This is a genomic window from Pseudoalteromonas sp. SR45-6, assembly GCF_014163545.1.
GTDB lineage: Bacteria > Pseudomonadota > Gammaproteobacteria > Enterobacterales > Alteromonadaceae > Pseudoalteromonas > Pseudoalteromonas rhizosphaerae.
In genome coordinates, this window is record NZ_JACJDM010000034.1 from 1 (window position 1) to 22409 (window position 22409).

Annotated in this window: 18 protein-coding genes; 15 read left to right on the forward strand and 3 right to left on the reverse strand. The window is 40.5% G+C overall.

Going from position 1 to position 22409, the window contains the following annotated elements:
- Positions 1-30 precede the first annotated feature (30 nt).
- Together H5158_RS14420 and uvrA are read right to left on the reverse strand one after the other, a co-directional pair.
- Positions 31-1089, reverse strand: a complete 1059-nt coding sequence (locus tag H5158_RS14420) for a hypothetical protein (RefSeq protein WP_182740298.1) — start codon at positions 1087-1089, stop codon at positions 31-33.
- 30 nt (positions 1090-1119) lie between these two features.
- Complete coding sequence (gene uvrA, locus H5158_RS14425) at positions 1120-3945, reverse strand: excinuclease ABC subunit UvrA (RefSeq protein WP_149982641.1); 2826 nt, start codon at positions 3943-3945, stop codon at positions 1120-1122.
- A 164-nt stretch (positions 3946-4109) separates the two neighbouring features.
- On the opposite strand from uvrA, the gene H5158_RS14430 reads away from it, so the two are divergent.
- From H5158_RS14430 to H5158_RS14455, 6 genes are all read left to right on the forward strand, one after another.
- A complete protein-coding gene (locus H5158_RS14430; protein WP_182717703.1) occupies positions 4110-5477 on the forward strand; it encodes an MFS transporter in 1368 nt (455 codons plus the stop codon).
- 20 nt (positions 5478-5497) lie between these two features.
- Entirely contained in the window at positions 5498-6226 is a 729-nt protein-coding gene (gene ssb, locus H5158_RS14435) for a single-stranded DNA-binding protein (protein ID WP_149982642.1), read from the forward strand.
- 419 nt (positions 6227-6645) lie between these two features.
- Entirely contained in the window at positions 6646-7341 is a 696-nt protein-coding gene (locus H5158_RS14440; RefSeq protein ID WP_182740299.1) for a response regulator transcription factor, read from the forward strand.
- Positions 7332-8591: an ATP-binding protein gene (locus H5158_RS14445; protein ID WP_182740300.1), complete on the forward strand. Its 1260-nt coding sequence runs from the start codon at positions 7332-7334 to the stop codon at positions 8589-8591. The genes H5158_RS14440 and H5158_RS14445 overlap by 10 nt, the downstream gene beginning before the upstream one ends.
- An 88-nt stretch (positions 8592-8679) precedes the next feature.
- Complete coding sequence (locus H5158_RS14450) at positions 8680-10128, forward strand: S41 family peptidase (protein WP_182740301.1); 1449 nt, start codon at positions 8680-8682, stop codon at positions 10126-10128.
- 571 nt (positions 10129-10699) lie between these two features.
- Positions 10700-12355 carry an EAL domain-containing protein gene (locus H5158_RS14455; RefSeq protein ID WP_182740302.1) on the forward strand — a complete coding sequence of 552 codons (1656 nt, stop codon included), beginning with the start codon at positions 10700-10702 and terminating at the stop codon, positions 12353-12355.
- On the opposite strand, the gene H5158_RS14460 is transcribed toward H5158_RS14455, so the two are convergent.
- A complete protein-coding gene (locus tag H5158_RS14460; protein WP_182740303.1) occupies positions 12352-13263 on the reverse strand; it encodes a 1-aminocyclopropane-1-carboxylate deaminase/D-cysteine desulfhydrase in 912 nt (303 codons plus the stop codon). The two genes, H5158_RS14455 and H5158_RS14460, sit on opposite strands and share 4 nt — an antisense overlap.
- A gap of 87 nt (positions 13264-13350) precedes the next feature.
- Between H5158_RS14460 and H5158_RS14465 the strand changes: the two genes are divergently transcribed.
- The 9 genes from H5158_RS14465 to H5158_RS14505 are packed head-to-tail and all read left to right on the forward strand — an operon-like array spanning position 13351 to position 22409.
- Positions 13351-14292 (forward strand): MSHA biogenesis protein MshI, encoded by a 942-nt coding sequence (locus H5158_RS14465; protein ID WP_182740304.1) that lies wholly within the window; start codon positions 13351-13353, stop codon positions 14290-14292.
- On the forward strand, positions 14282-14887 hold the full coding sequence (locus H5158_RS14470; RefSeq protein ID WP_182717710.1) for a PilN domain-containing protein: 606 nt from the start codon (positions 14282-14284) through the stop codon (positions 14885-14887). Before H5158_RS14465 ends, H5158_RS14470 begins: the two co-directional genes overlap by 11 nt.
- A complete protein-coding gene (gene gspM, locus H5158_RS14475; RefSeq protein WP_182717711.1) occupies positions 14877-15557 on the forward strand; it encodes a type II secretion system protein GspM in 681 nt (226 codons plus the stop codon). Before H5158_RS14470 ends, gspM begins: the two co-directional genes overlap by 11 nt.
- The gene (locus H5158_RS14480; protein ID WP_182717712.1) at positions 15535-15855 is read left to right on the forward strand and encodes an agglutinin biogenesis protein MshK; all 321 of its coding nucleotides are present in this window, start codon (positions 15535-15537) and stop codon (positions 15853-15855) included. Before gspM ends, H5158_RS14480 begins: the two co-directional genes overlap by 23 nt.
- Entirely contained in the window at positions 15839-17506 is a 1668-nt protein-coding gene (mshL, locus tag H5158_RS14485; protein WP_182717713.1) for a pilus (MSHA type) biogenesis protein MshL, read from the forward strand. Before H5158_RS14480 ends, mshL begins: the two co-directional genes overlap by 17 nt.
- Positions 17507-17508: 2 nt before the next feature.
- Positions 17509-18411 (forward strand): ExeA family protein, encoded by a 903-nt coding sequence (locus tag H5158_RS14490; RefSeq protein ID WP_182740305.1) that lies wholly within the window; start codon positions 17509-17511, stop codon positions 18409-18411.
- Positions 18408-19475, forward strand: a complete 1068-nt coding sequence (locus H5158_RS14495; protein ID WP_182717715.1) for a lipopolysaccharide assembly protein LapB — start codon at positions 18408-18410, stop codon at positions 19473-19475. The genes H5158_RS14490 and H5158_RS14495 overlap by 4 nt, the downstream gene beginning before the upstream one ends.
- Positions 19472-21199, forward strand: a complete 1728-nt coding sequence (locus H5158_RS14500; protein ID WP_182740306.1) for a GspE/PulE family protein — start codon at positions 19472-19474, stop codon at positions 21197-21199. Before H5158_RS14495 ends, H5158_RS14500 begins: the two co-directional genes overlap by 4 nt.
- Positions 21186-22409, forward strand: a complete 1224-nt coding sequence (locus H5158_RS14505; protein WP_182717749.1) for a type II secretion system F family protein — start codon at positions 21186-21188, stop codon at positions 22407-22409. Before H5158_RS14500 ends, H5158_RS14505 begins: the two co-directional genes overlap by 14 nt.

The window sequence follows — 22409 nt, forward strand, 5'->3', positions numbered from 1 at the left end:
CGTAGCCCGTAGCCCGTAGCCCGTAGCCCGCTATGGCGCTTTAATGCCCGGCGATTGGCATGCTTTTACCGTAAAGCTGTAACCGTAAGGTTTGCTGTTATCTGGTGCAATTTCAACAATTTCGTAGTCGTTAATCTCAATCGATTTACTGTCGTCAGATTTTTTGCAACGGGAGTATTGGTCTGCTTCGTAGGTGTAAGCAAACATAGCAATTAACCGTTTGCTGCGTTCAAAGTAACCTTTGGTGTTAAAGAATAATCGTACGGATTGAGTGGTTTCATCTTCTTCCGTCGGAGTTACTGGCAGTGTGGAAGGTGTTTGGGTAATATTTTCACTTGGTAGTTGCCCATGTATTTTTTGGCTGAGCTCTTCTACAACTTCAACTTCTTGTTGCTTTGTTAGTGCTCGACTTGAGAGCTGCTTGCTGCTGACGAAGTTGCTTACTATGTCATCAAAAACGGCACCGGTATCTTTGTCATCAACAAAAGACATTAGATTGATTATTACAATCGTTGATAAAAAAAACCGTATAGAAGCTGTAAGTAAAGGTGAATAGCTTTGGCTAATAAACTTTACCCGCTGTGAACCAAACGGTTTGATGATTAAGAGCATAAAAATATAGAACGGCAATATCAATTGTAATAATAGTAATGTCGATAGAGAGATGCCCAACGCCCAGGGTGGTAAATAAAGTAGCGTGGCAAAATTGTGGGTGTAATTAAAATGTGTTGCTGAAACATGAGTTACATTATTCACAATACCACTGGCATTGGCCAGTACAAAGTTGGCGATACTGGCATAGAAAATAAGTATAAGTGCTTTGCCAGCAAGTGAATGCCAGAGCTTATTGAACTTTGGCCAAAACTCAATAGTAAGCGCTACGATAGTGATACTGGCGCATAGCCAACCACTTTGAAAGATGATTAGGCAGATTAACGCCAATAAGTAGAGCTTTTGCGCGGTGTTAAGATTAAACCAAATAGCTTTACCTTGCTCATAAAAGCGCAGTTTATGAGGTTGCAAATTTTGCTGTTGTTGCCTCAGCTGTTTGTTTGCACGCCATCTGGCAATTTTTATGTATCTTAACACCGGCCAACCTTAGTACATAAAGCGAAAACCCTATTTTGATAATAGGGGTTTTAAATAGTGGCCAGTATGTGAACGCTCACATTCGGCTACTTCATCCGGCGTGCCTGCAATGAGGATCTCACCGCCGCCAGCACCACCTTCGGGACCTAGATCAATGATCCAATCGGCTGTTTTTATTACATCAAGATTATGCTCAATAACCACAATCGTATTACCGTGGTCACGCAGGCGATGCAGTACTACTAATAATTGTTCAATATCAGCAAAGTGCAAGCCTGTGGTTGGTTCATCTAAAATGTATAAGGTTTTACCTGTGTCACGTTTAGATAACTCGCGGGCGAGTTTAACCCGTTGAGCTTCACCACCAGAGAGCGTTGTCGCGGCTTGGCCTAAGCGAATATAAGACAGGCCCACATCCATTAAGGTTTTTAGTTTACGCGCAATGGCGGGTATTTTATCAAAATAGTCGTGTGCGTCTTCCACCGTCATTTCTAATACTTGATGGATGTTTTTGCCTTTATACTGCACTTCTAACGTTTCACGGTTATAACGTTGCCCTTTACAGACATCACATGGCACATATACATCAGGTAAAAAGTGCATTTCGACTTTGATCACGCCATCGCCTTGGCAAGCTTCACAGCGGCCACCTTTTACATTAAAGCTAAAGCGACCGACTTTGTAACCACGAGAGCGAGATTCCTGCGTGCCTACAAACAGTTCACGAATGCCAGTAAAAATACCGGTATATGTGGCTGGGTTTGAGCGTGGGGTACGGCCAATCGGGCTTTGGTCAATATCGATGACTTTATCAAAATGCTCAAGGCCGCTAATTGATTTGTACGGTGCGGCTTCGGCGGTGGTCGCTCCGTTTAGTTCGGTATGAGCAAGTTTGAATAAGGTATCGTTGATAAGCGTTGACTTACCAGAGCCTGATACGCCAGTAATACAGGTCATTAAACCAAAAGGTATTTTTAAATCGACATTTTTTAAGTTATTACCGCTAGCGCCAAACAGCTCTAACCACTTATCGTTGATTTTATGACGCTCTTTGGGAACTTCAATTTTGCGTCGGCCAGATAAAAATTGCCCTGTTACTGACTCTTCGCTAGCTAAAATGTCATCACGAGTACCTTGGGCAATGATATAACCGCCATGCACGCCAGCTCCAGGGCCTATATCAATAATATGATCGGCGGCACGTATGGCATCTTCGTCGTGCTCTACCACAATCACGGTATTACCTAAGTCGCGTAGATGGATCAGCGTTTGTAGTAAACGGTCATTATCACGTTGATGCAAACCAATCGATGGTTCATCAAGTACATACATTACGCCTACTAAGCCTGCGCCAATTTGGCTGGCTAAGCGAATACGTTGAGCCTCACCGCCAGATAAAGTATCAGCACTGCGCTCTAAAGAGAGATAATTTAGCCCTACGTTGATCAAAAACGATAAACGGTCGCGAATTTCTTTTAAGATTTTCTCAGCTATCTGGCCTTTTTGGCCCGTTAAGCTTAGTTGCTCAAAAAAGCTCATTGCTTCACCAATACTCATACTGGTGATAGCGGGTAAGTTAGTCTGACCGATAAATACACTGCGCGCTTCTTGGCGTAGGCGCGACCCTTTACAACTTGGGCAAGCTTGGCTGGTTTGATATTTAGCCAGTTCTTCGCGCACGGAATTTGATTCTGTCTCACGATAGCGGCGGTTCATGTTATTTAACACGCCTTCAAACTCATGGTTACGAGTGATCAGGTCGCCACGGTCGTTGCGGTAGTTAAAAGCAATTTTTGTATCGCCAGAACCTTCTAAAATGATTTTTTTAGCATCTTTAGATAGTTCCTGAAATGGCATTTCTAAATCAAATTTATAGTGCTCAGCAACGGCTTGTAGCATCTGGAAATAGTAAAAACTGCGTTTATCCCAGCCTTTTATGGCACCGCCAGATAAACTAAGCTCTGGGTTTTGAATCACTCGATTTGGGTCGAAATACTGACGAACTCCTAAACCATCACAACTTTGGCATGCGCCTGCCGGATTATTAAATGAGAATAACCGAGGTTCAAGTTCGGTCATGGCGTAGCCACACGTTGGGCAAGCGAAGTTGGCGGAGAGCAGCAGCTCTTCGGCGTTTGCGTCATCCATCGATGCAATAGTTGCTACACCGGCTGACAGCTCTAACGCGGTTTCAAACGATTCGGCTAAACGCTGTTGTAAGCCATCTTTCACTTTAAAACGATCGACCACGACTTCAATAGTGTGTTTTTTATGTAGTTCTAAAGTCGGTGGATCAGAAAGGTCGCATACTTCCCCGTCAATACGGGCGCGAATATAACCTTGGCTGGCTAGTTGCTCTAACAACTTAACGTGCTCACCTTTGCGCTCTTTCACAACAGGGGCTAGCAACATCAGCTTGCTGCCCTCTGGGAACGCCAGCACAGTGTCGACCATTTGGCTAACGGTTTGTGCAGCGAGTGGCAAATCGTGAGTAGGGCAACGCGGTTCACCGACACGGGCAAACATTAAGCGCAGGTAATCATATATTTCGGTAATGGTGCCAACGGTGGAGCGGGGATTATGTGACGTTGATTTTTGTTCAATTGAAATTGCCGGTGACAACCCTTCAATATGATCAACATCCGGTTTTTCCATTAAAGATAAAAATTGTCTGGCATAGGCCGATAAAGATTCTACATACCGACGCTGCCCTTCTGCATATAAGGTATCAAATGCTAAAGACGATTTACCCGAACCAGATAGACCGGTGATAACAATTAATTTATCACGGGGAATGGTTAGGCTGATGTCTTTTAAATTGTGCGTGCGGGCGCCTCGGACTTCAATGTTTTCCATGCTATCTCGTTTCATTACCAAATTGATTTACTGAGTATCTCATAATACGTGCGAAGATTAATCCTTGATCAATGAAAAATCATCGCATTGGGACGATTATTTCTCTGTAAGCTTGTGGTAGAATCCCTGCTCAAATTTTAATAGACAGCAAGAACACGCGAATCATGACAGCTTCTTCACTCAATTCACGAGAAAAACGCGCCGCAGTTTCCTTAGCGAGTGTGTTTGCATTTCGTATGCTTGGCCTATTTATGTTGATGCCAGTATTGGCTATTTATGGGCAAGAATTATCAGGATTTTCACCTATATGGATTGGTTTTGCGATTGGCGCCTATGGTTTAACACAAGCTGTGTTACAAATTCCCATGGGCTGGTTATCGGATAAAATTGGCCGTAAAAAAGTCATTGTTGGCGGTTTAACTGTTTTTGCCATCGGTTCGGTGATTGCTGCCACGGCTGATTCAATGCAAATGGTCACGTTAGGGCGAGCATTACAAGGGATGGGCGCAATTGCCAGCTCGTTATTAGCTTTTGCTTCTGATTTGAGCCGCGATGAGCAACGACCAAAAGTGATGGCCGTGATTGGTATGAGCATAGGCATGAGCTTTGCTATTGCTATGTTACTTGGTCCAATGATTGCCGCAGCGTGGGGTCTTGCTGGAGTGTTCTGGTTAACTGCTATTTTGGCTGTTGCGGGTATTTTTATTGTGTTGTTTTTGGTCCCCAAAGCGGTTAGCAAAGCCCCCAAAGGCGATACCTTAGCAAGCGTTAGCGATATTAAAAAACTCATTAAGCACCCGCAATTAGCACGTTTAGATTTAGGGGTGATGCTATTACATTTGACCTTGACGACGATTTTTGTCGCCTTACCAGGGCAGTTAATTGCCAAAGGTTTAGCAGCACAAGCGCATTGGCAAGTATATATTCCCGTTTTATTACTGGCATTTTTATTAATGGCGCCAGTGATGATCATTGCGATCCGCAAAGAAAAAGAGAAACAGGCATTTGTTGGCTCTATCGCAGTGCTCGCTCTAAGTATGTTGGCAATGGCAATTGGTGTTGACTCAATCATCGGCATGGCGATGTGTATGCTGGCGTATTTTGTTGCCTTTAACTTTTTAGAAGCGACGATGCCGGCATTAGTATCGCGCTTAGCACCTGCTAGCCAAAAAGGCTCGGCGATGGGAGTGTTTTCGTCAGGACAATTTTTTGGTGCATTTTTAGGTGGTATTTTAGGCGGTTACGTTGCGCAATCAACAACACCGCAAGCAGTGTTTGCCGCAGCCGCAGTTGTTGGGGTAATATGGCTTATCCTTGCGTGGAATATGCAAGTCCCGCCACGCAGTAAAATGATAAGCTTAATGACAGAATTAAGTAACGAGCAGCAAGCGCAAACCCTTGCTTCTCGTTTAGTTGCTTTACCAGGCGTAATTGAAGCAACAGTAGTCTGTGATGAAAATCGCAGTTATTTAAAGATTGATGATAAAGAATTTGACCTAGACCAAGCCCGCAAAGTGGCTGGTTTAATATAACGTTTATAGGAGAAAGGTCCATGGCACGCGGTGTGAACAAAGTAATCTTGGTTGGTAATTTAGGTCAAGATCCAGAAGTACGTTATATGCCTAACGGCAATGGTGTAGCGAATATTACTCTAGCTACGTCAGATAGCTATAAAGACAAAAACACCGGTCAAATGGTTGATAAAACAGAATGGCACCGTGTTGTGTTTTTTGGCAAGTTAGCTGAAATTGTTGGTGAATATTGCCGTAAAGGTTCACAAATTTACGTTGAAGGCAAACTTCAAACCCGTAAATGGACTGACCAACAAGGCCAAGAGAAATTCACCACTGAAATCGTAGTGGATGGTTTCACTGGTCAAATGCAAATGTTAGGTGCCCGTGGTGGCGACCAACAAAGTGGCGGTTACCAAGGTGGCCAACAGCAAAGCCACGGTGGTCAATCTCAAGGTGGTTACGGCCAACAACAGAGCGCACCGCAGCAAAGCGCACCACAACAAGGTGGTGGGTATGCTCAGCAGCAAAGTGCAGCACAGCAAAGCGGCGGGTATGCACCAGCGCCACAACAAGCGCCAGCAGCTCGTCAGCAACCAGCTGCAGCACCACAGCAAAGTAATCAATACCAAGGTGGCGGCGGCTATGCTCCACAAGGTGGTGGACAAGCGCAAGGTGGTTTTGCACCTAAGCCACAAAGTGCTCCGCAAGGCGGCGCATCAAATCCAATGGAACCACCTATTGATTTTGATGACGATATCCCGTTCTAACCAAAGACAAAAGTAAAAATGTTTAAAAAATCCTTTGAAGCCACTGTTTAGTGGCTTTTTCAATTTCATAAGTATTTATAATTTTATTAGTACTTATGAAATAATGTGGTAATTATTAATGAAAGCCTCTTTAAATATTAAGTTTAAAGGTTTTTTTTGTTATTACGCAAACAAGAATAAGCAGGGGGATTAAACATTTTTTAAATCTCCAGCTTAACCTGAAAATCATTTAATTTAATAATATAACTGATAGTTTAATAATAGTTTGCAGACTAAATTGTGCTTTTAGAATATTAAATCAAAATTTGCCTCATGATGAATCTCAAGGCAATATTAAAGAAAGCGTAAAATTGTGTCTAAAACAAAAGATGAATACCATCGTAGGCATTAAGTAAAGGAATACATTTATTTCTAAGTCATTGACTATTATTGAAGACAATCTAGAACTTGCAGCATTGCTTAAGAGTTTTTTTGAAAAGCATGGCTTTTTGGTTAACACGATATATAGCGGTTCTAGTGGCTTAGAGTATGTGCTGTTACATCAACCTGATTTTGTCCTATTAGATTTGATGCTTCCCGAAGTGGATGGCTTTGAGGTGTGTCGTGCTTTACAGAATAAGTATTTTGGTAAAGTGATTATCTTAACGGCTAGTAATGACGACATCGATGAGATCACCTTACTGGAAATGGGGGCTGATGACTTTATTCAAAAGCCGGTTAATCCTCGAATTATATTGGCTAGATTTCGCAAGTTGCTCAGATTAGCTCAAGGAGTTGAGAGTAAAAGAAAATTGGATCATATACTCAATGTTGGGCCGTTTAAATTTAATTTGCTCACCAGAGTTGTAAGCCAATCCGATATCAAACTTGAGATGTCGGATAGTGAATTTGATCTCTTCTATTTTTTAGCTTCACATGTAGATTCTATAATTAGTCGCGATGATATTTCTCGGCAATTATATGGCAGGGAATTTGATGGATTAGATCGCACAATTGACAATAAAATAATGAAAATACGCAAAGTCATTGGGGATAATATACCTTATCGCCACCTCATTACAGTTAGGGGGAAGGGGTACATTATTGTCAATAGCAAGGAAACCGAATGTTGTTAATACGCTTTGGGGTAAAGAGCTTAATTTTCATTTTGATATTTTTAACGATTAATCCCCTTTTAACTTCACTTGCTACGGATTATTTTTCTACTGAATTGAAGCAAGATGTGGAATTAGACTATAGAGCCTACATTTATGCTTTAGATGCAGCTCGCCCAGCACTGAGCAATGAACAATGGCTTGCTTTGCTAAAGCGAATCTCGGAGCAAAGCAACCTAACTGTTAAAACTATTAGTACCCCAGCTTCAGAACAGACGCAAACTATACTTGTAGAAAATGTTCATGATGGGAATTTGCAAGCTGTTACAGCAAAAATACAGGGGAATGAGTTAATTCAATTTTCAGCATTTAGAGTGAAAGATAATGTCGAGACCATTCTGTTTTTTATTCAATATGGGCTGCCTTTGGGTTTAATATTATTTCTTTTTTTATTGCATACACTTTGGCTGCAATACAGACTTTTTAGATTAGAGCTTGCAAGCAAACTAATTGCAAAGGGCCAATTATCGGGGCGTGCTGATACTGGACTTTTCGCTATTGGACGTGTAAATGAAACTTTCAACCACATGGCAGAGAAGTTGGAGCGCTTGTTTGCTCAGCAAAGGCATATGATAAGAGCAATTTCTCACGAACTAAAAACCCCTATTTTTCGATTGCAACTGAAGCTTGAGCTGTTAGATAAGTCCTCAAATAATGAAAAGCTTATTTACGAGTTATTTGAGGAATGTGACGAACTGGATACTTTAGTCCATGAAATATTAGAATATAGTAAAGTAGAGCAGTTTTCTTCATCTTTGAATTTTACTGAAATTAATTTGAGCAATTCACTTCAAAACTATGCGAAGTCTATAGAAAAGTACTGTAACCATCCTATTATTTTGGATGTCCAACAATCTATATTTGCGCGAGTAGATAACGCTGGTATCAAAAGAGTTATACATAATTTAGTTGTTAACGCGGATAAGTACGCTGTAGAGCAGATTCATGTGTCACTACTTAGGCAAGGTAGACGTTTGCTGTTGACAGTTGAGGATGATGGAATAGGAATTGCCAAGGGCAAACGAGAGTTAGTTTTTCAACCCTTTTATACCGTTGATGAAAGTAGGACAGGTAAGCGCCATGGTGTGGGTCTAGGGCTTGCAATCGTAAAAGAAATTTTGTCTAGCCATGATGCGAATGTAAAAATAAGTAAAAGCCAGTTTGGTGGCGCTTGTTTGACTATTGATTTGTCTAGTTGTTTTGTCGAATAGGCATTACGAAACTCTGACATTAAAGTGACAAACCGAGAGTGCTTTGAATATTAGAATAACTTCTTATTTCAATTTATAGGAAGTTGTAATGATCAAATGTATTGCTAAATTAGTCGTCACCATATTTTGTATCAGCTTACTTGGATGTAACTCTGATAGTGATCAAAGTGACATTATAAAAGAGCAGCGAAATGAGCTTTGGTATTCGGATATTTATGGTGAAATAAAACAGATCAGCGGTGATTCCGTTGTTACTTGGCAGGTAACAGGAGCTTTCTGTTATCCAATAATTACTTTAGACCCCTTGCCACTTTTTGATTCTTTTAGCCAAAAGTATAAAGACCAACTTATTTATGAACGACCGTATGATAGTGGTCCTGCTTCATATAGATCTATACAAAACATTGAAGATGTTTGCACTGACGGCATACTAGATACAATCGCCGGTAACAGCTATGAATTTGATGCCGAAGTTATTTTTCAGTTGTTTTGGCTAGATATGCAAAATCACTACGCCTTTTTTAAGGAGCGTAACATTGATTGGGAGCATATCTATGAAGTGTACGCTCCTAAGTTACATGGAAATGACGAAGAGCAGTTAATTAATATAATTAGTGAAATATTAGAAATTTTGAGTGATGGTCATACTCGCTTGTATTATAACTTAGACGAAGAGCCAATAAGCTTTGAAGCTAAGTTAACACTTGCAAAACGACTGGAACAAGAAGCGCATGATTTAGAGTTGAAAGGCGAAGCTGCTGAGAATTATATTATCGAGCAAACTGTACTTGTTAGAGAAAATATTACGCAGTACCTAAATAAAGCAACTCAGCCAGCGTTTATTGCACGTAATACACTGAACTCATTTAGCCCAAACTGGGGGATCATTGATGTTGAAGGTATTCAAGTTGGATATCTATCACTTCCTCACTTTGTAAACTTTATTGAAACAGAGAGCCTCGAGCGCCAAGATATCAGTTATGCGAACGAAGCATTTAATAACTTGCTCGATGAGGTTTTTATTGCATTGGATGGTACGCAAAAATTGATAATTGATATTCGTGATAATGAAGGCGGCTATGATATTCAAGCCTTGGAATTAATCAAAAGGTTTATATCTGGTAATACCTTAGTTTGGGATATTAGTACTTTTTATGCTGGTAGCCTTCATGAACTAGTTACTGTTTATGCGGAACCTGATAGCAGACCATACTATCAAAATGATATCTACTTACTAACGTCAAATGGTACTTTCAGTGCAGGCGAGAGTTTTGCGCTTGCTATGTCAACGCTTCCTAAGGTTACTTTGGTTGGAGAACCCACTGCAGGGGCCACATCAGATACCTTCCCTCGTATGTTACCTAATGGTTGGGCCTATGAACTTAGTAATGAATACTATAAAAATGGTGAGGGGCTAAATGCTGAAGTGCTCGGTGTGCCTGTTGATATTGAGGTTGACCCTTATGATAAATTCGCAAGAGGCGAGAAAAAGGACCTTACGATAGAGAAAATAATTACGCTGCTAACTGAAGACTAAACATAATATGGCACTCGTCTTTATTTGAGGTCTGTCTGTATAGTGGCTTTTATGTTAGATAATCACTTGTATTTATTTAGTAAATCTCGTTTTAAGAGTTTCCGGTTGATGATGAGCCCGTAGCTTATACGTTTAATATAGGGGAGTTAAACGAATATCAATAAAATTGATGGCTTCAGAGTGATTGTAATAAACCTTTCGAAGTCATTACCATATTTGCTGTCTTAGATAACTGTTGACTAAATAGATAAAAATTACAAACAAGTGAAACATCATAAGTGTTTTGTTATTTTTAGGAAGCAATTGTGATGCGCTAAAAATTATAAATATTTATTCCGACTTAGGTAGCTAAAAATGCGATGGTTTTATTCATTATAATGTTCGTTAACATTTAAACATCGCTCTCAGCCTTGTGTTTATAAGGATCTTGAACAACACTTTAGCTATTAGTACAAACAGCGTAACAGCCATGGTGACTCAATTTAAAAATGCTCAAGTGCGGATGTTCAGTTTTTATGTAATTGCTTTTATGCTTTTACTAACGGTATTTAATCTTTTTCTAGGGGAAATATTGCATCAAAAAGTACACATCACTGGGAGCCAATTAGCTAAACAGATCTACAACTTAAAATTGCAACCAATTGCAGATAAAGAGATCATTGCCGCACTTGCTGAAAGTCATGGTTTTATGCTTGAATCAGGCAGTGATTCGTTTCATTATTCTGCTTTTATGGCCCAAAAGAGTGATATCTTTAAATATAAAACGGTTAGTTTAAAGCTTTATCATTTGCCTTTTTGGGTTGTTGAAAGTCCGCTATTTATTTTATTAAACCTAGTGATGATTGGCGCTGCTATTTGGAGTTATCGCTGGTGGCGACTGCTATTTAAACAGCGCGATGGTGTAGATTCAATTGCATTATTAACTGGTGGTAAAGTATCAAGCAGCCAACAAGCGCCTAAAGATGTGGTTAAATTAGCACTAAATGATATTGCTATTAATAGTACAAAAGTACTGACAGCCAAGCGAAAATTAAGTTCCGCTGACGATGTTGCAATTACCGCAATGTACGGTATCCAAAATAATCATAACCACCTTTTTGCTTTACTTTATTGGACACAGCCATTTCCAGATAACGTTGATTTAGAAAGCCACTTTAAACTTATTGTGAGCAAAGGCTTTAAAGAGTTATCTCGGGTATCAGTTAAGTTGTTATCTTCAGGTGGGCTGGCAATTACCTTGGAGAATATACCTCAACCTGATATCGATGCTTACACTAAGCGCTTGCATCAAATTATTTATCAGGCTTCTTTGCTTTATCGCGGTGACTTATCTCGCAAAGAAATTAAAATAGGCGTATGTAATTACCGCGATGGTGCCGATCAAACTGTGGTTTATCAGCTAACTAAATCAGCACTCGCATTAGCAAAACAAAGCCCATGGCAGCATACTCATCGGGTACCGTTTAACCATACGCGTTCAACGGTGCTGGCAAATAGCGATGAGAACTTAGCTGATTACATTGGCAAAAAGAAATTTATGTTGTTTTTTCAGCCGTTATTTGAGTTCGCCAGTGGTGATATTTTACAGCATGAAGCTTTGATCCGGGTTCGTCATAAGTCTTTAGGGATGCTTTCTGCTAAGCAATTTATTCCTCAACTAAAAAATGATTCAGCGATTGTTTTATTGGATAAAACAGTATTGGATCAAGTTGTTAAGTTATTAGAAAGTGAAACAAGTGCGTTAACCGTGAGTATTAACTTACACGCATTTAATTGGTTTTCTGATGACTATTGGCGCTGGTTTGGACAGAGAATGAAAAATGTAAAAGGTGCTGATAAACTACAGTTTGAGATATCGGAGGTGGATTTTTATCAACATCAACAGCGATTGAATTTTGCTTTTAGTACAATTAAATCAGTGGGGAGCTCAGTATCAATTGATAATGTTTCATCGCACGATAAAATCGCTTTATTAGCGCCTTACAAAGGGATCAAAGGACTCAAGCTTAGCTATGATTTAATCCACGACATTGATAAAAATGTAACGCAGCAAAAAGTGGTGCGCCAAATTGTAGCCAGTGCAGAGCGAGTGAACTTACCCGTATACGGTGTTGGTGTTGAGACGCAGCAAGAGCTCAATATGCTTAAAAAACAGGGCGTCATTGGCGCGCAAGGATTTTATTTTACGGAGCCTTTGCAAGAGTTTACTAATGTAATGGTTAATTAATCTATTAACTGGCGGTAACGCAGTCCATCTAAGCCTTGCAGACCACCGGTATGAATGGCAATGATGTTACTGCCTTTAGGAAAATAATCCTGAGCGATTAACTGCCATAAAGCGTGCATCATTTTTCCTGAGTAAATCGGCTCGAGCGGGAGTTGATGTTGGCTTTGCATCTGCAGGCAAAATTGCCAAAGTTCAGGGCTAAACTTGCCATAGCCACCGCCATGAAACTGGGTGAGTAATTGCCAGTTTTGCTGTTGTGCTGCTACCGGGCTCAGCGATTTTATTTCATCGATTAAATACTCAGCTTGCTTTAATACCGCGACTCCTAAAACCTGTGTGCTGTTATCGCAGCCTTCAATTAACCCTGCCAGTGTGCCTCCGCTCCCCGTTGGACAGATAACATAGTCGGCGACGGGTAATGACTGCGCAAGCTCTTTACAACCAAGTAGAGCGGCTGTGTTTGTACCGCCTTCTGGCAATAGGTAGGCATTAGGAAAGCGAGTTTGTAATTGCGCTAAATAATCAGCATTGTGTCGCTCACGATACTCTAAGCGGGTAACTGGGTGCAGTTGCATACCGCATTGTTTGGCGAATTGTAAGGTCGGGTTTTGCTGATCAAGTTCAGGGCCGCGGATAATACCATGGGTTGTTAAGTTAAAATGCTTTCCGGCAGCCGCACAGGCATGGATATGATTTGAAAAAGCGCCACCAAACGTTACTAACTCCTGTTTATTTTGTGCTTGCATCTCAATTAAGTTGTACTTGAGTTTTCGCCATTTATTACCGCTAATGAGCGGGTGTAGCAGATCATCACGTTTAATGCATAATGAAATATTTCTTTTTTTTAACTTGGTACTATCTATTTGTTGTATCGGGCTATTTTCATCAATAGTGAAAGAGTTATGCATTCAAGTTCCTTTTTTCTTATGTGAAAACTTGCGGGCTAGTAAAAATATACGATACTTAAAAAATCAATAGCCAACATAAGTAGCTATATGAAAAAGAAGATTTTTTCATTATTTCCTTGGTTGCAACAAGGGTTAGATTCGAATTGTGTAATAGGGATAGCTACATATGCAAAAACAGTGAATGCTGTAAGCTTAAAACGCTTGCAGGGGCACTGGCAAATCGATAAAACCCACAGTGTTGTAGTGACAGAACCTCGGGATTATACAAAAGCAATTGTAACTTGTACAAATGAAGTTAGTAAGCTGCGTTGTGCGATTAATTTAGTGATACCTCACCACTATTATCAAATTGTGCAAATGGAAAAACCTAACCTGACAGATGACGAAATTGTGCAGTCGTTACCATGGACTACGAAAGACCTTGTCAACGTTGCGCCAGAGAATATCATCGCAGACTTTATTGATTATCCCATCTCATTACCAATGCAAGCGAATAAAATGAATGTGTTTATTACTGATAAAACACAGATTCAGCCGTTCATTAATAGCTTTGCAGATACCAACGCAATTTTACGCTCAATGACGTCAGAAGAAATGGTATTACTCACTTTATTTGGTAAAGATAAAGATGCGCATATGTTGGTGGTGCAGCATGTTGAACATGAGCCGAGAATATTGATTATTTGTGACGGTAAGCTTGTATTGGCAAGGCGGCTAAATGGCTTTGTAGGCATTACAGAAAAAGATCAAAATAGTGCGTTCATTGACGCTTTAGGTTTAGAGGTACAACGGTCGATGGATTTTTTTGAAAGTCAGCTTAAGCAGCCCCCTATACGCAGTATTCAGCTGCAATGCGACGATTTATCTTCTTTAACACTCAGAGCTGAGCTTGCAGAGCTATTACAAGTTAAGGTTGTTGATTTTCAACCTAACCTTGCCTTATCAGAGGGTTTAGATAGTCAGTACTTCTATGCCCTAGCTGCAGCTATATCTATGGCTGAAAGTAAAGAGCCGCGCAATGAAGAATAGAATTAATTTTTACCAAAAATCACTACGTCCTCGTCGTGACTTAATGCCATTGCAAAGTTTATTAGCTCTGTGGGGCATAGCGTTATTTGTTATTGCCATAAGTTGGGGTGGGTTTGCGTTATCAGTTCACTTTAACCAAATAGAGGCGCAACAAACTGAATTAACATTAAATGAAATGAGCACCCAGTTACAAGCTGTGAAAGCTAAATTAGATGAGAAACAAAATAAAGATCAGTTTGTTAAGCAGTTAAAAAAGATGGAACAAGAAATTGCCCACAAACAACAAGTGTTTGGTTACTTGGAGGCTGCACAAACTTTATCGAGTATGGACTATAGCCAAGTGATGCTTGATTTAGCGCGTTACCATGTGGCAAGTATTTGGTTAACCCAAGTAACGTTTTCTGAGCAAACAGTGACTTTAAAAGGGCAAGCAAGTCAATCGGCTCAGTTACCTATTTGGTTGAGTAGTTTAAAACAATCAAGATACTTTGCAGGTAAAGAGTTTTCGGTTTTAGAGTTTGAAGATAAAAACGGCTTAAGTGAATTTAATGTAGCTACAGAGGTTGCAGCTAAGGAGGACAGCCATGAAAACTGAAAAATCCTCTCGTAGTTGGCCTATTTGGGTGAAGTATCAAGCGCGTTTTGCTGCACTGCAAATAAGAGAAAAATTGGCTATTTTATTTGCTGGGTTATTTATTATTTTATATTTAGGCTATCTATTTATTGTCGAGCCGACGCAAATTCAAGCAAATAAACAGCACCAAGCTAACACTCAAGCACAACAAAAAATAACTCAAAATAGAACACAATTAGCGATGTTAGAGCAAGCTCTAAGTAATGATTACACAAAAGAATTACGCTCTCAAATAGAACGGGCAAAGAGTGAATTGACTATTGCTGATGAAAAATTGAGCCAATTTAGCAAAGGCTTTGTCAGCGCTGAACGGGTTCCTAATATGTTGCAGCAGCTATTAAAAGAAAGTACCGAGGTTAAGGTTGTTAGTTTTAAAGTGTTAGAGCCTAAAGCTGTCGATGTTACTAAGGTTGGTGCAAACGAAGCTAAAACACTGTTTTTTGAACATCAAATGGTGCTCACATTACAGGGACAGTATTTTAACTTGCAACAATATTTAGCATCGCTAAAACAAAGTAAAGAAAAACTCTTAATCCAGCGTTTTGACTATCAAGTAGAGGATTACCCTCGGGCGCAATTAATCATACATATAGCAACGGTGAGCGCGAATGAAAAATTTATTGCTCTTTAGTGTGCTTGGGTTATTTGTTTGCTCAGCAGACGTGGTTGCGCAGCAGTTGGCCGATCCAACTAAGCCACAAAATTTGCTCGCTACTAGCGTAGTTAAAAATCAGCAAAGTAGCCTCAAGCTGCAATCAATAATTAAAAGGTCAGGCCGCTATAAAGCGATTATTTCAGGACAGATTTATACCGTAGGCGATCAAATAAATGACTATAAAGTGCTAACCATAAGCTCTAAGCAAGTTGTGTTAGCGAATGACAATAAGCAAATAAAATTAGATTTATATGATTATGAAATTAAAAATTAAATTACCTAGTCAGCTGACTATTTTATTGCTGTTACCTATCTACCTTGGTGGTTGCCATAGTTTTGCTCCAGGTAAAGAAATAAAGCCCCATATTGAGCAAGAGCTCACAGCTCAGCCTGAGCAGCAAACTACAGTAGCTCCGTTGACAGTGCCCGATGAAGTTACGCAAAGCTTATTATCGTCATTTGATAGCGAGCAAAGCCTTAATACAGAGTTGGCAGTTAAGCGTTTTGAAGTGGCTGCAAATGAAGTAGAAGTGCGCGCTTTCTTTGCTGGTTTAACTGACGATACGCCATATAGCGTTGCTATACACCCAGAGGTAGCTGGCACCATTAGTCTCACATTAAAAAATGTTACCTTTGATGAGGTAATAAATGTAATTAAACGTATGTACCCGCTTGATATTGTTCACGAAGGACGAGTTGTACAGGTGCTACCTGCAAAAATGCGCACTGAAACAATACCTGTTAACTATTTAATGATGAAACGTAGTGGTCAGTCTACGGTAAGTGTTGTTGCTGGTGGTGTGAGCCAAATGGCTGATAATAATAATTCTAATCAAAGCAATAGTTCGAATAACTATAACAATAATAATCAACAAGATAGTGAGTTTGGTAATAATCAAAATATTGAACTTAACGGTTCGCGTATTCAAACCACTAACAGTAATGACTTTTGGAAAGATCTAGAGCTGGCTTTAAAATCCTTGATTGGCACCGGTGATGGGCGCTATGTTATCGCCAGCCCACAAGCCAGCTTAGTAACGGTTAATGCATTACCGAGTGAAATAATGCAGCTAAAGGACTTTTTGCGGCAAACCCAAGAAAACTTACAGCGACAAGTGATTTTAGAAGCCAAAATAGTCGAAGTCACGCTTAAAGATGAATACCAGCAAGGTGTTAATTGGAACGAAATTGCGGGTTCAATTGGCAGTACAAGTCTGTCGTTCGCGACCACTGCAGCAGGGCAAATTAGTAATAGTATTACGGCCGCTCTAGGTGGTGTATCAAACTTAGTTATTAATAACGCAGACTTTACTGGGGTGATTAGCTTATTAGAAACTCAGGGCGATGTACAGATGCTTTCAAACCCCCGAGTGACTGCGACTAATAACCAAAAAGCGGTCATTAAAGTAGGTCAAGATGAGTATTTTGTTACGAATGTTTCAAGTACCACTGTAACAGGGAATGCCACCACAACAACCCCAGAAATTGACCTAACTCCTTTCTTTTCAGGGATTGCCCTCGATGTAACCCCACAAATAGACAAATACGGCTCAGTGATCTTACATGTTCACCCCTCCGTCACTCAAACTGAAGAGCAACAAAAGGTCATTACCCTTAATAATGATGAGTTTATTTTACCGTTAGCACAAAGCAACATTAGGGAATCAGACACGGTAATTCGTGCGCAAAGCGGTGAAATTGTTGTGATTGGTGGCTTAATGCAAACGATAACCACCGATGAAGAGTCTAAAACACCGGTATTAGGTGATATCCCCTTATTTGGTAATTTATTTAAAAGTATTAGTAAACGCCAAGAAAAGAAAGAGCTCGTTATATTGCTAAAGCCAACAGTTGTAATGCCAGATACGTGGAAAAAACAGCAAACACGCAGCCGCCAACTACTTAATACTTGGTATGAGAACTAGCTATGTATTTGAGCTTTTTTAATTTAAGTGAAATGCCTTTCACCTTAACCCCTAACACCGAGTTTTTCTGTGCGCTTGCACCGCATAATGAAGCAATGCAGGTGCTTATTACTGCACTTGAAATGGGAGAGGGGTTTATTAAGGTAGCAGGAGAGGTCGGCACGGGTAAAACTTTATTGTGCCGTAAATTACTTAATCAAATTGAGCATGATTACACCGTTGCTTATCTACCTAACTCATATTTAAGCCCAGATGAGCTACGCTGGGCACTCGCTGTAGAGCTAGGTATGGACGTTGATAAACAATTAGATCAGCAAGCACTAAGTCAGTTGATCAATCATCATTTATTAGCGTTACAAAAAGAAGGCAAAAAAGTTGTTTTACTGATAGATGAGGCGCAAAGCCTAAGCTGGGATGCTCTTGAAGCGTTACGACTATTTACCAATATTGAAACTGAAAGCGAAAAACTGATTCAAGTGGTGCTGTTTGGGCAGCCCGAATTAGACGAAAAACTAGCGCATACACGGGTTCGCCAATTACGCCAGCGTATTAGCTTTTCTTACCAGCTAAGACCAATGACTAGCGGCGAAGTAATTTACTATATTAATCATCGATTACAGGTCGCAGGTTTTAAAGGTGCACCGCTATTTACCAAGCAATTAGGCTTAAAAATAGCGCAAGCAAGTCGTGGTATTCCTCGGTTAGTAAATATCTTATGTCATAAAACCTTGCTGCAAGCTTACGGTGAAGGGCTCACCGCAGTAAGTAGCCGGCACATAAAGCTTGCGGTAAAAGACACCGAAGATTGCACCGTGAATAATTGCATCAATGGTTGGAATATTGCAGTGGTGAGTCTATCGGCTATTGCCATTATGATAATTTGGGCGTGGAGGCAATGGCTATGAGTGTCATTAATTCTATGCTTAAAAATATTGAGCAGCGACAGCCAACAACTTCGTTAAATGAGCAAGGTACAGTTGTAGTAGACCCTGTTTATGATTCGCATGGTGTTATTAAAAAGCTACTAATAATCGCCATTGCCTTGTTAGTGGTTGTATTGAGCTATATTTATTTACCTACAGCAAGTGATGATGCTGCTCAATTACCAGAACGAATGGATCTAGTTACCAAAGCTCAAAGCTCAAAAGAGGCTGAGCAAAATAACACGCCAGTGTTAATTAATGCTCCTGTGGTGAGTAACTCTGATGTAATTAAACCAGTTGCTAAAGTAGAACCCATTATTGAAGAAGTCGCAGCGGTAAAAACGGACACCAAAGAGCCGTTTGTAGCTGAAAAACCCATGGTTGCAGCTATCACGGTTGAGCCAAATACAGTGCCTAGTGCCAATAAACAAAGTAGTTTTCAGGTTAAAAAAGTGACTCAGCAACGAACAGAGCAACAGCAAATAGCTGAGCTACTGCGCCAAGCTAAGCAAGCCCTCGAATTTGGTTTATATCAGGAAGGCATAGATGATTTAAGCCAAATTCTTAATCGAGATAAAGGGAATATAGCTGCAAGAAGTTTACTCGCAGCAACTTATTTTCAGCAGCAAGATATTTTATCCGCGCAAAGTATTTTAGAACATGGCATTGCGTTTGACTCGCAAGTACTCGAGTGGCGAGTGCAGCTTAGTAAAATTTATATTACGCGCAAGCAATATTCAGTGGTACAACAATTATTAAGCGATGATTTTGATAGCCAAGGTGATGCGCAATATTGGGCGCTTAAAGGCACTGCTGCGCAGCAGTTAGGTGATCATACTCGTGCATTGGTTTGCTTTGAGCAATTAACACAGTTACAGCCTCAGCAAGGTAAATGGTGGTTAGCTATGGCGACTTCTAAAGATGCACAAGGTGATTACCTCTCGGCGAAACGTTATTACCTAGCTGCAATCGAAGTGGGTAACTTAAACCCTGCAGTGTTAAAACATGCAAAGCAACGTTTGCAGACCTTAGGAGGTGTGTCATGAGACCCAGTCTACGTCTAAGGTTAGGTGATTTATTAGTTGAAGAAAACATGATCACTGAAGCGCAATTGAGTGAAGCGTTAAACGTGCAGGCTGCAACCGGGCGTAAGCTAGGTGCAACGTTAATTGCTCTTGAGTTTATTAGTGAGCCACAATTACTAAGGTTTTTAGCTCAGCAATTAAAAGTTCCCTTTTTAGATATTTCGCAACGCAAAATCTCACCTGAAGTATCCAAGTTGCTTTCTGAAGTAATGGCGCGCCGCTATAGAGCGCTCGTTATAGAAGATAATGGTGACTCAGTACTTGTGGGGATGAGTGATCCGGCCGATTTAAGAGGGCTTGATCAACTCGCACCAATTTTAGCGCCAAAGCGAATTGATTTAGCGGTAGTGCAAGAAAGTCAGATCATGACTGCTTTTGATAACGTTTACCGGCGGACAGAAGAAATTACCAGCTTTGCCGAGCAGTTACATGAAGAGTACGAAGATGTAGAAGAGTTTGATTTAAATTCGTTAGGTGATGAATCCTCTGATGCTACCGTAGTGAAGCTATTACAATCGATTTTTGAAGATGCTGTACAAGTCAGAGCATCAGACATCCATATTGAACCAGATGAAGGTATGTTACGGATTCGTCAACGCGTCGACGGAGTGTTGCAGGAGCATGTACTCAATCAAGTTAAAATAGCCTCAGCATTAGTGCTGCGGCTTAAGTTAATGTCTGGTTTAGATATATCAGAAAAACGCTTACCGCAAGATGGCCGTTTTAATATTAAAGTGCATACACATAGCATTGATGTGCGTTTGTCTACTATGCCGGTGCAATATGGTGAGTCGGTTGTAATGCGGCTATTAGATCAATCTGCAGGGCTATTATCATTAGATGAAACGGGTATGCCAGCAGCGTTGCTAAAGCGGTTTCGCTCAATCTTAAAGCGTCCTCATGGCATGATTTTGGTAACAGGGCCTACAGGTTCAGGTAAAACAACCACTTTATATGGGGCGTTAAGTGAGCTAAATCAGCCAGAAAATAAAATAATAACTGTAGAAGATCCGGTGGAGTATCGTATTGGCCGGATAAACCAAGTGCAAATTAAAAATAAAATAGGGCTTAGTTTTGCCAGCATATTAAGAACAGCATTACGGCAAGACCCCGACATCTTAATGGTGGGGGAAATGCGTGATAAAGAAACGGTTGATATAGGCCTGCGGGGCGCGTTAACAGGGCACTTAGTGCTTTCAACTTTGCATACTAATGACGCTATAACCAGTGCTATGCGGCTAATTGATATGGGAGCACCAGCCTATTTAGTTGCCAGCTCACTAAGAGCCATCATTGCCCAGCGCTTAGTTAGGCGAGTCTGTGATAACTGCAAACAACGATACTACCCTGATGTGCAAGAAGCGAGTTGGTTAAAGTACCTAAATGTTGATGTAGACAATACCGCATTTTTTCATGGCAAAGGCTGTACTGCGTGTAACCACTTAGGTTACAAAGGGAGAGTCGGTATTTTTGAGTTACTCGAAATGGATGAAGCTATGATGGAGTGTCTTCGTCAAAATGACACTCAAGGCTTTGCTCGGGCTGCCAAGAACAACCCTTACTTTGCGCCGTTATCTACCATGGCGTTAGGGTATGCCAAGCAGGGGATAACCACTTTAGATGAAGTATTTAAAGTCGCTGAATATATCCCTGAATTGATAGGAGGTGAAGATGCACCTTTATAACTATCAAGCTAAAGACCAAAAAGGCATTTTAATTAAGGGGCAACTTGAAGCTGCCAGCCAGGCAGGTGTTGCCGACAGCTTGTTAAAACGCCAATTTACGCCGATCTCGATTACCCAAATCGATAAAGAAAGCGACATTAACCTTCCGCTTGCGCAACTATTCAAAGAAAAAATAGGCCTGGCAGACATGATTATGTTTTCGCGGCAAATGTACTCGTTGCTCAAAGCTGGCATCCCGATTATTCGTGCCATGGTGGGGTTAGCTGATACCACACAAAATAAAGAGTTTAAGCTGGTTTTAACAGACATAATCAAACAACTAGAGCAAGGTCGGGATCTTTCCAGTGCCATGACCATGCACAATAAAGTTTTTAGCAGATTAACTATCGCAATGGTATTGGTTGGCGAAGGCTCAGGGCGGTTAGAAGATGCTTTTCACCAACTCGCTAGTTATTTTGAGAAAGAACAAGAAACGCGCAAACGCATAAAGGCCGCAATGCGCTATCCCACTTTTGTTATTGCTGCATTATTAGTTGCAATGGTGATTTTAAATATATTTGTGATCCCGGTGTTTGCCACCATGTTCGCGAAATTTGATGCAGAACTACCATTAATGACCCAAATTTTGGTGGCAACAAGTTACTTCTTCGTTAATTACTGGTGGCTTTTATTACTCATTCTTATTGGCAGTGTGATCGCTTGGCGGCGCTATTTGGCAACCGAGCAGGGGTTATATAACTGGGATCACTACAAATTAAAGATCCCCATTGTTGGAAATATTATTCATCGTTCATTACTTGCACGGTATAGCCAAAGTTTAGCCATGGTATTGCGCTCTGGTGTACCTATGACTACAGGATTGTCTTTAACGGCAAAAGCGGTAGATAACACCTATATGGAACGTGCAATTTTAAATATTCGTCAAGATATAGAAAAAGGTGACAGCCTGTTAAGGGCCTCAAGGAGTAGCGAGCTTTTTTCCCAGTTAGTGCTACAAATGGTGGCTGTTGGTGAAGAAACAGGGCGAGTTGATGAGCTTTTGCAAGAAGCCGCTGATTATTACGAGCGAGAAGTCGATTACGACTTACGTAGTTTAACCGCCAAGATAGAGCCTATTTTGACAGTGATAGTTGCCGTTATGGTGCTAATTCTCGCGCTCGGTATTTTTATGCCGATGTGGAACATGATGTCTGCAATTAAAGGGGGTTAA

Coding starts and splice junctions, on each gene's coding strand:
- uvrA (WP_149982641.1), bottom strand. CDS start 3,945: ATGGAAAACATTGAAGTCCGAGGCGCCCGCACGCACAATTTAAAAGAC.
- H5158_RS14430 (WP_182717703.1), top strand. CDS start 4,110: ATGACAGCTTCTTCACTCAATTCACGAGAAAAACGCGCCGCAGTTTCC.
- ssb (WP_149982642.1), top strand. CDS start 5,498: ATGGCACGCGGTGTGAACAAAGTAATCTTGGTTGGTAATTTAGGTCAA.
- H5158_RS14445 (WP_182740300.1), top strand. CDS start 7,332: ATGTTGTTAATACGCTTTGGGGTAAAGAGCTTAATTTTCATTTTGATA.
- H5158_RS14450 (WP_182740301.1), top strand. CDS start 8,680: ATGATCAAATGTATTGCTAAATTAGTCGTCACCATATTTTGTATCAGC.
- H5158_RS14460 (WP_182740303.1), bottom strand. CDS start 13,263: ATGCATAACTCTTTCACTATTGATGAAAATAGCCCGATACAACAAATA.
- H5158_RS14465 (WP_182740304.1), top strand. CDS start 13,351: ATGAAAAAGAAGATTTTTTCATTATTTCCTTGGTTGCAACAAGGGTTA.
- H5158_RS14470 (WP_182717710.1), top strand. CDS start 14,282: ATGAAGAATAGAATTAATTTTTACCAAAAATCACTACGTCCTCGTCGT.
- gspM (WP_182717711.1), top strand. CDS start 14,877: ATGAAAACTGAAAAATCCTCTCGTAGTTGGCCTATTTGGGTGAAGTAT.
- H5158_RS14480 (WP_182717712.1), top strand. CDS start 15,535: ATGAAAAATTTATTGCTCTTTAGTGTGCTTGGGTTATTTGTTTGCTCA.
- mshL (WP_182717713.1), top strand. CDS start 15,839: ATGAAATTAAAAATTAAATTACCTAGTCAGCTGACTATTTTATTGCTG.
- H5158_RS14490 (WP_182740305.1), top strand. CDS start 17,509: ATGTATTTGAGCTTTTTTAATTTAAGTGAAATGCCTTTCACCTTAACC.
- H5158_RS14495 (WP_182717715.1), top strand. CDS start 18,408: ATGAGTGTCATTAATTCTATGCTTAAAAATATTGAGCAGCGACAGCCA.
- H5158_RS14500 (WP_182740306.1), top strand. CDS start 19,472: ATGAGACCCAGTCTACGTCTAAGGTTAGGTGATTTATTAGTTGAAGAA.
- H5158_RS14505 (WP_182717749.1), top strand. CDS start 21,186: ATGCACCTTTATAACTATCAAGCTAAAGACCAAAAAGGCATTTTAATT.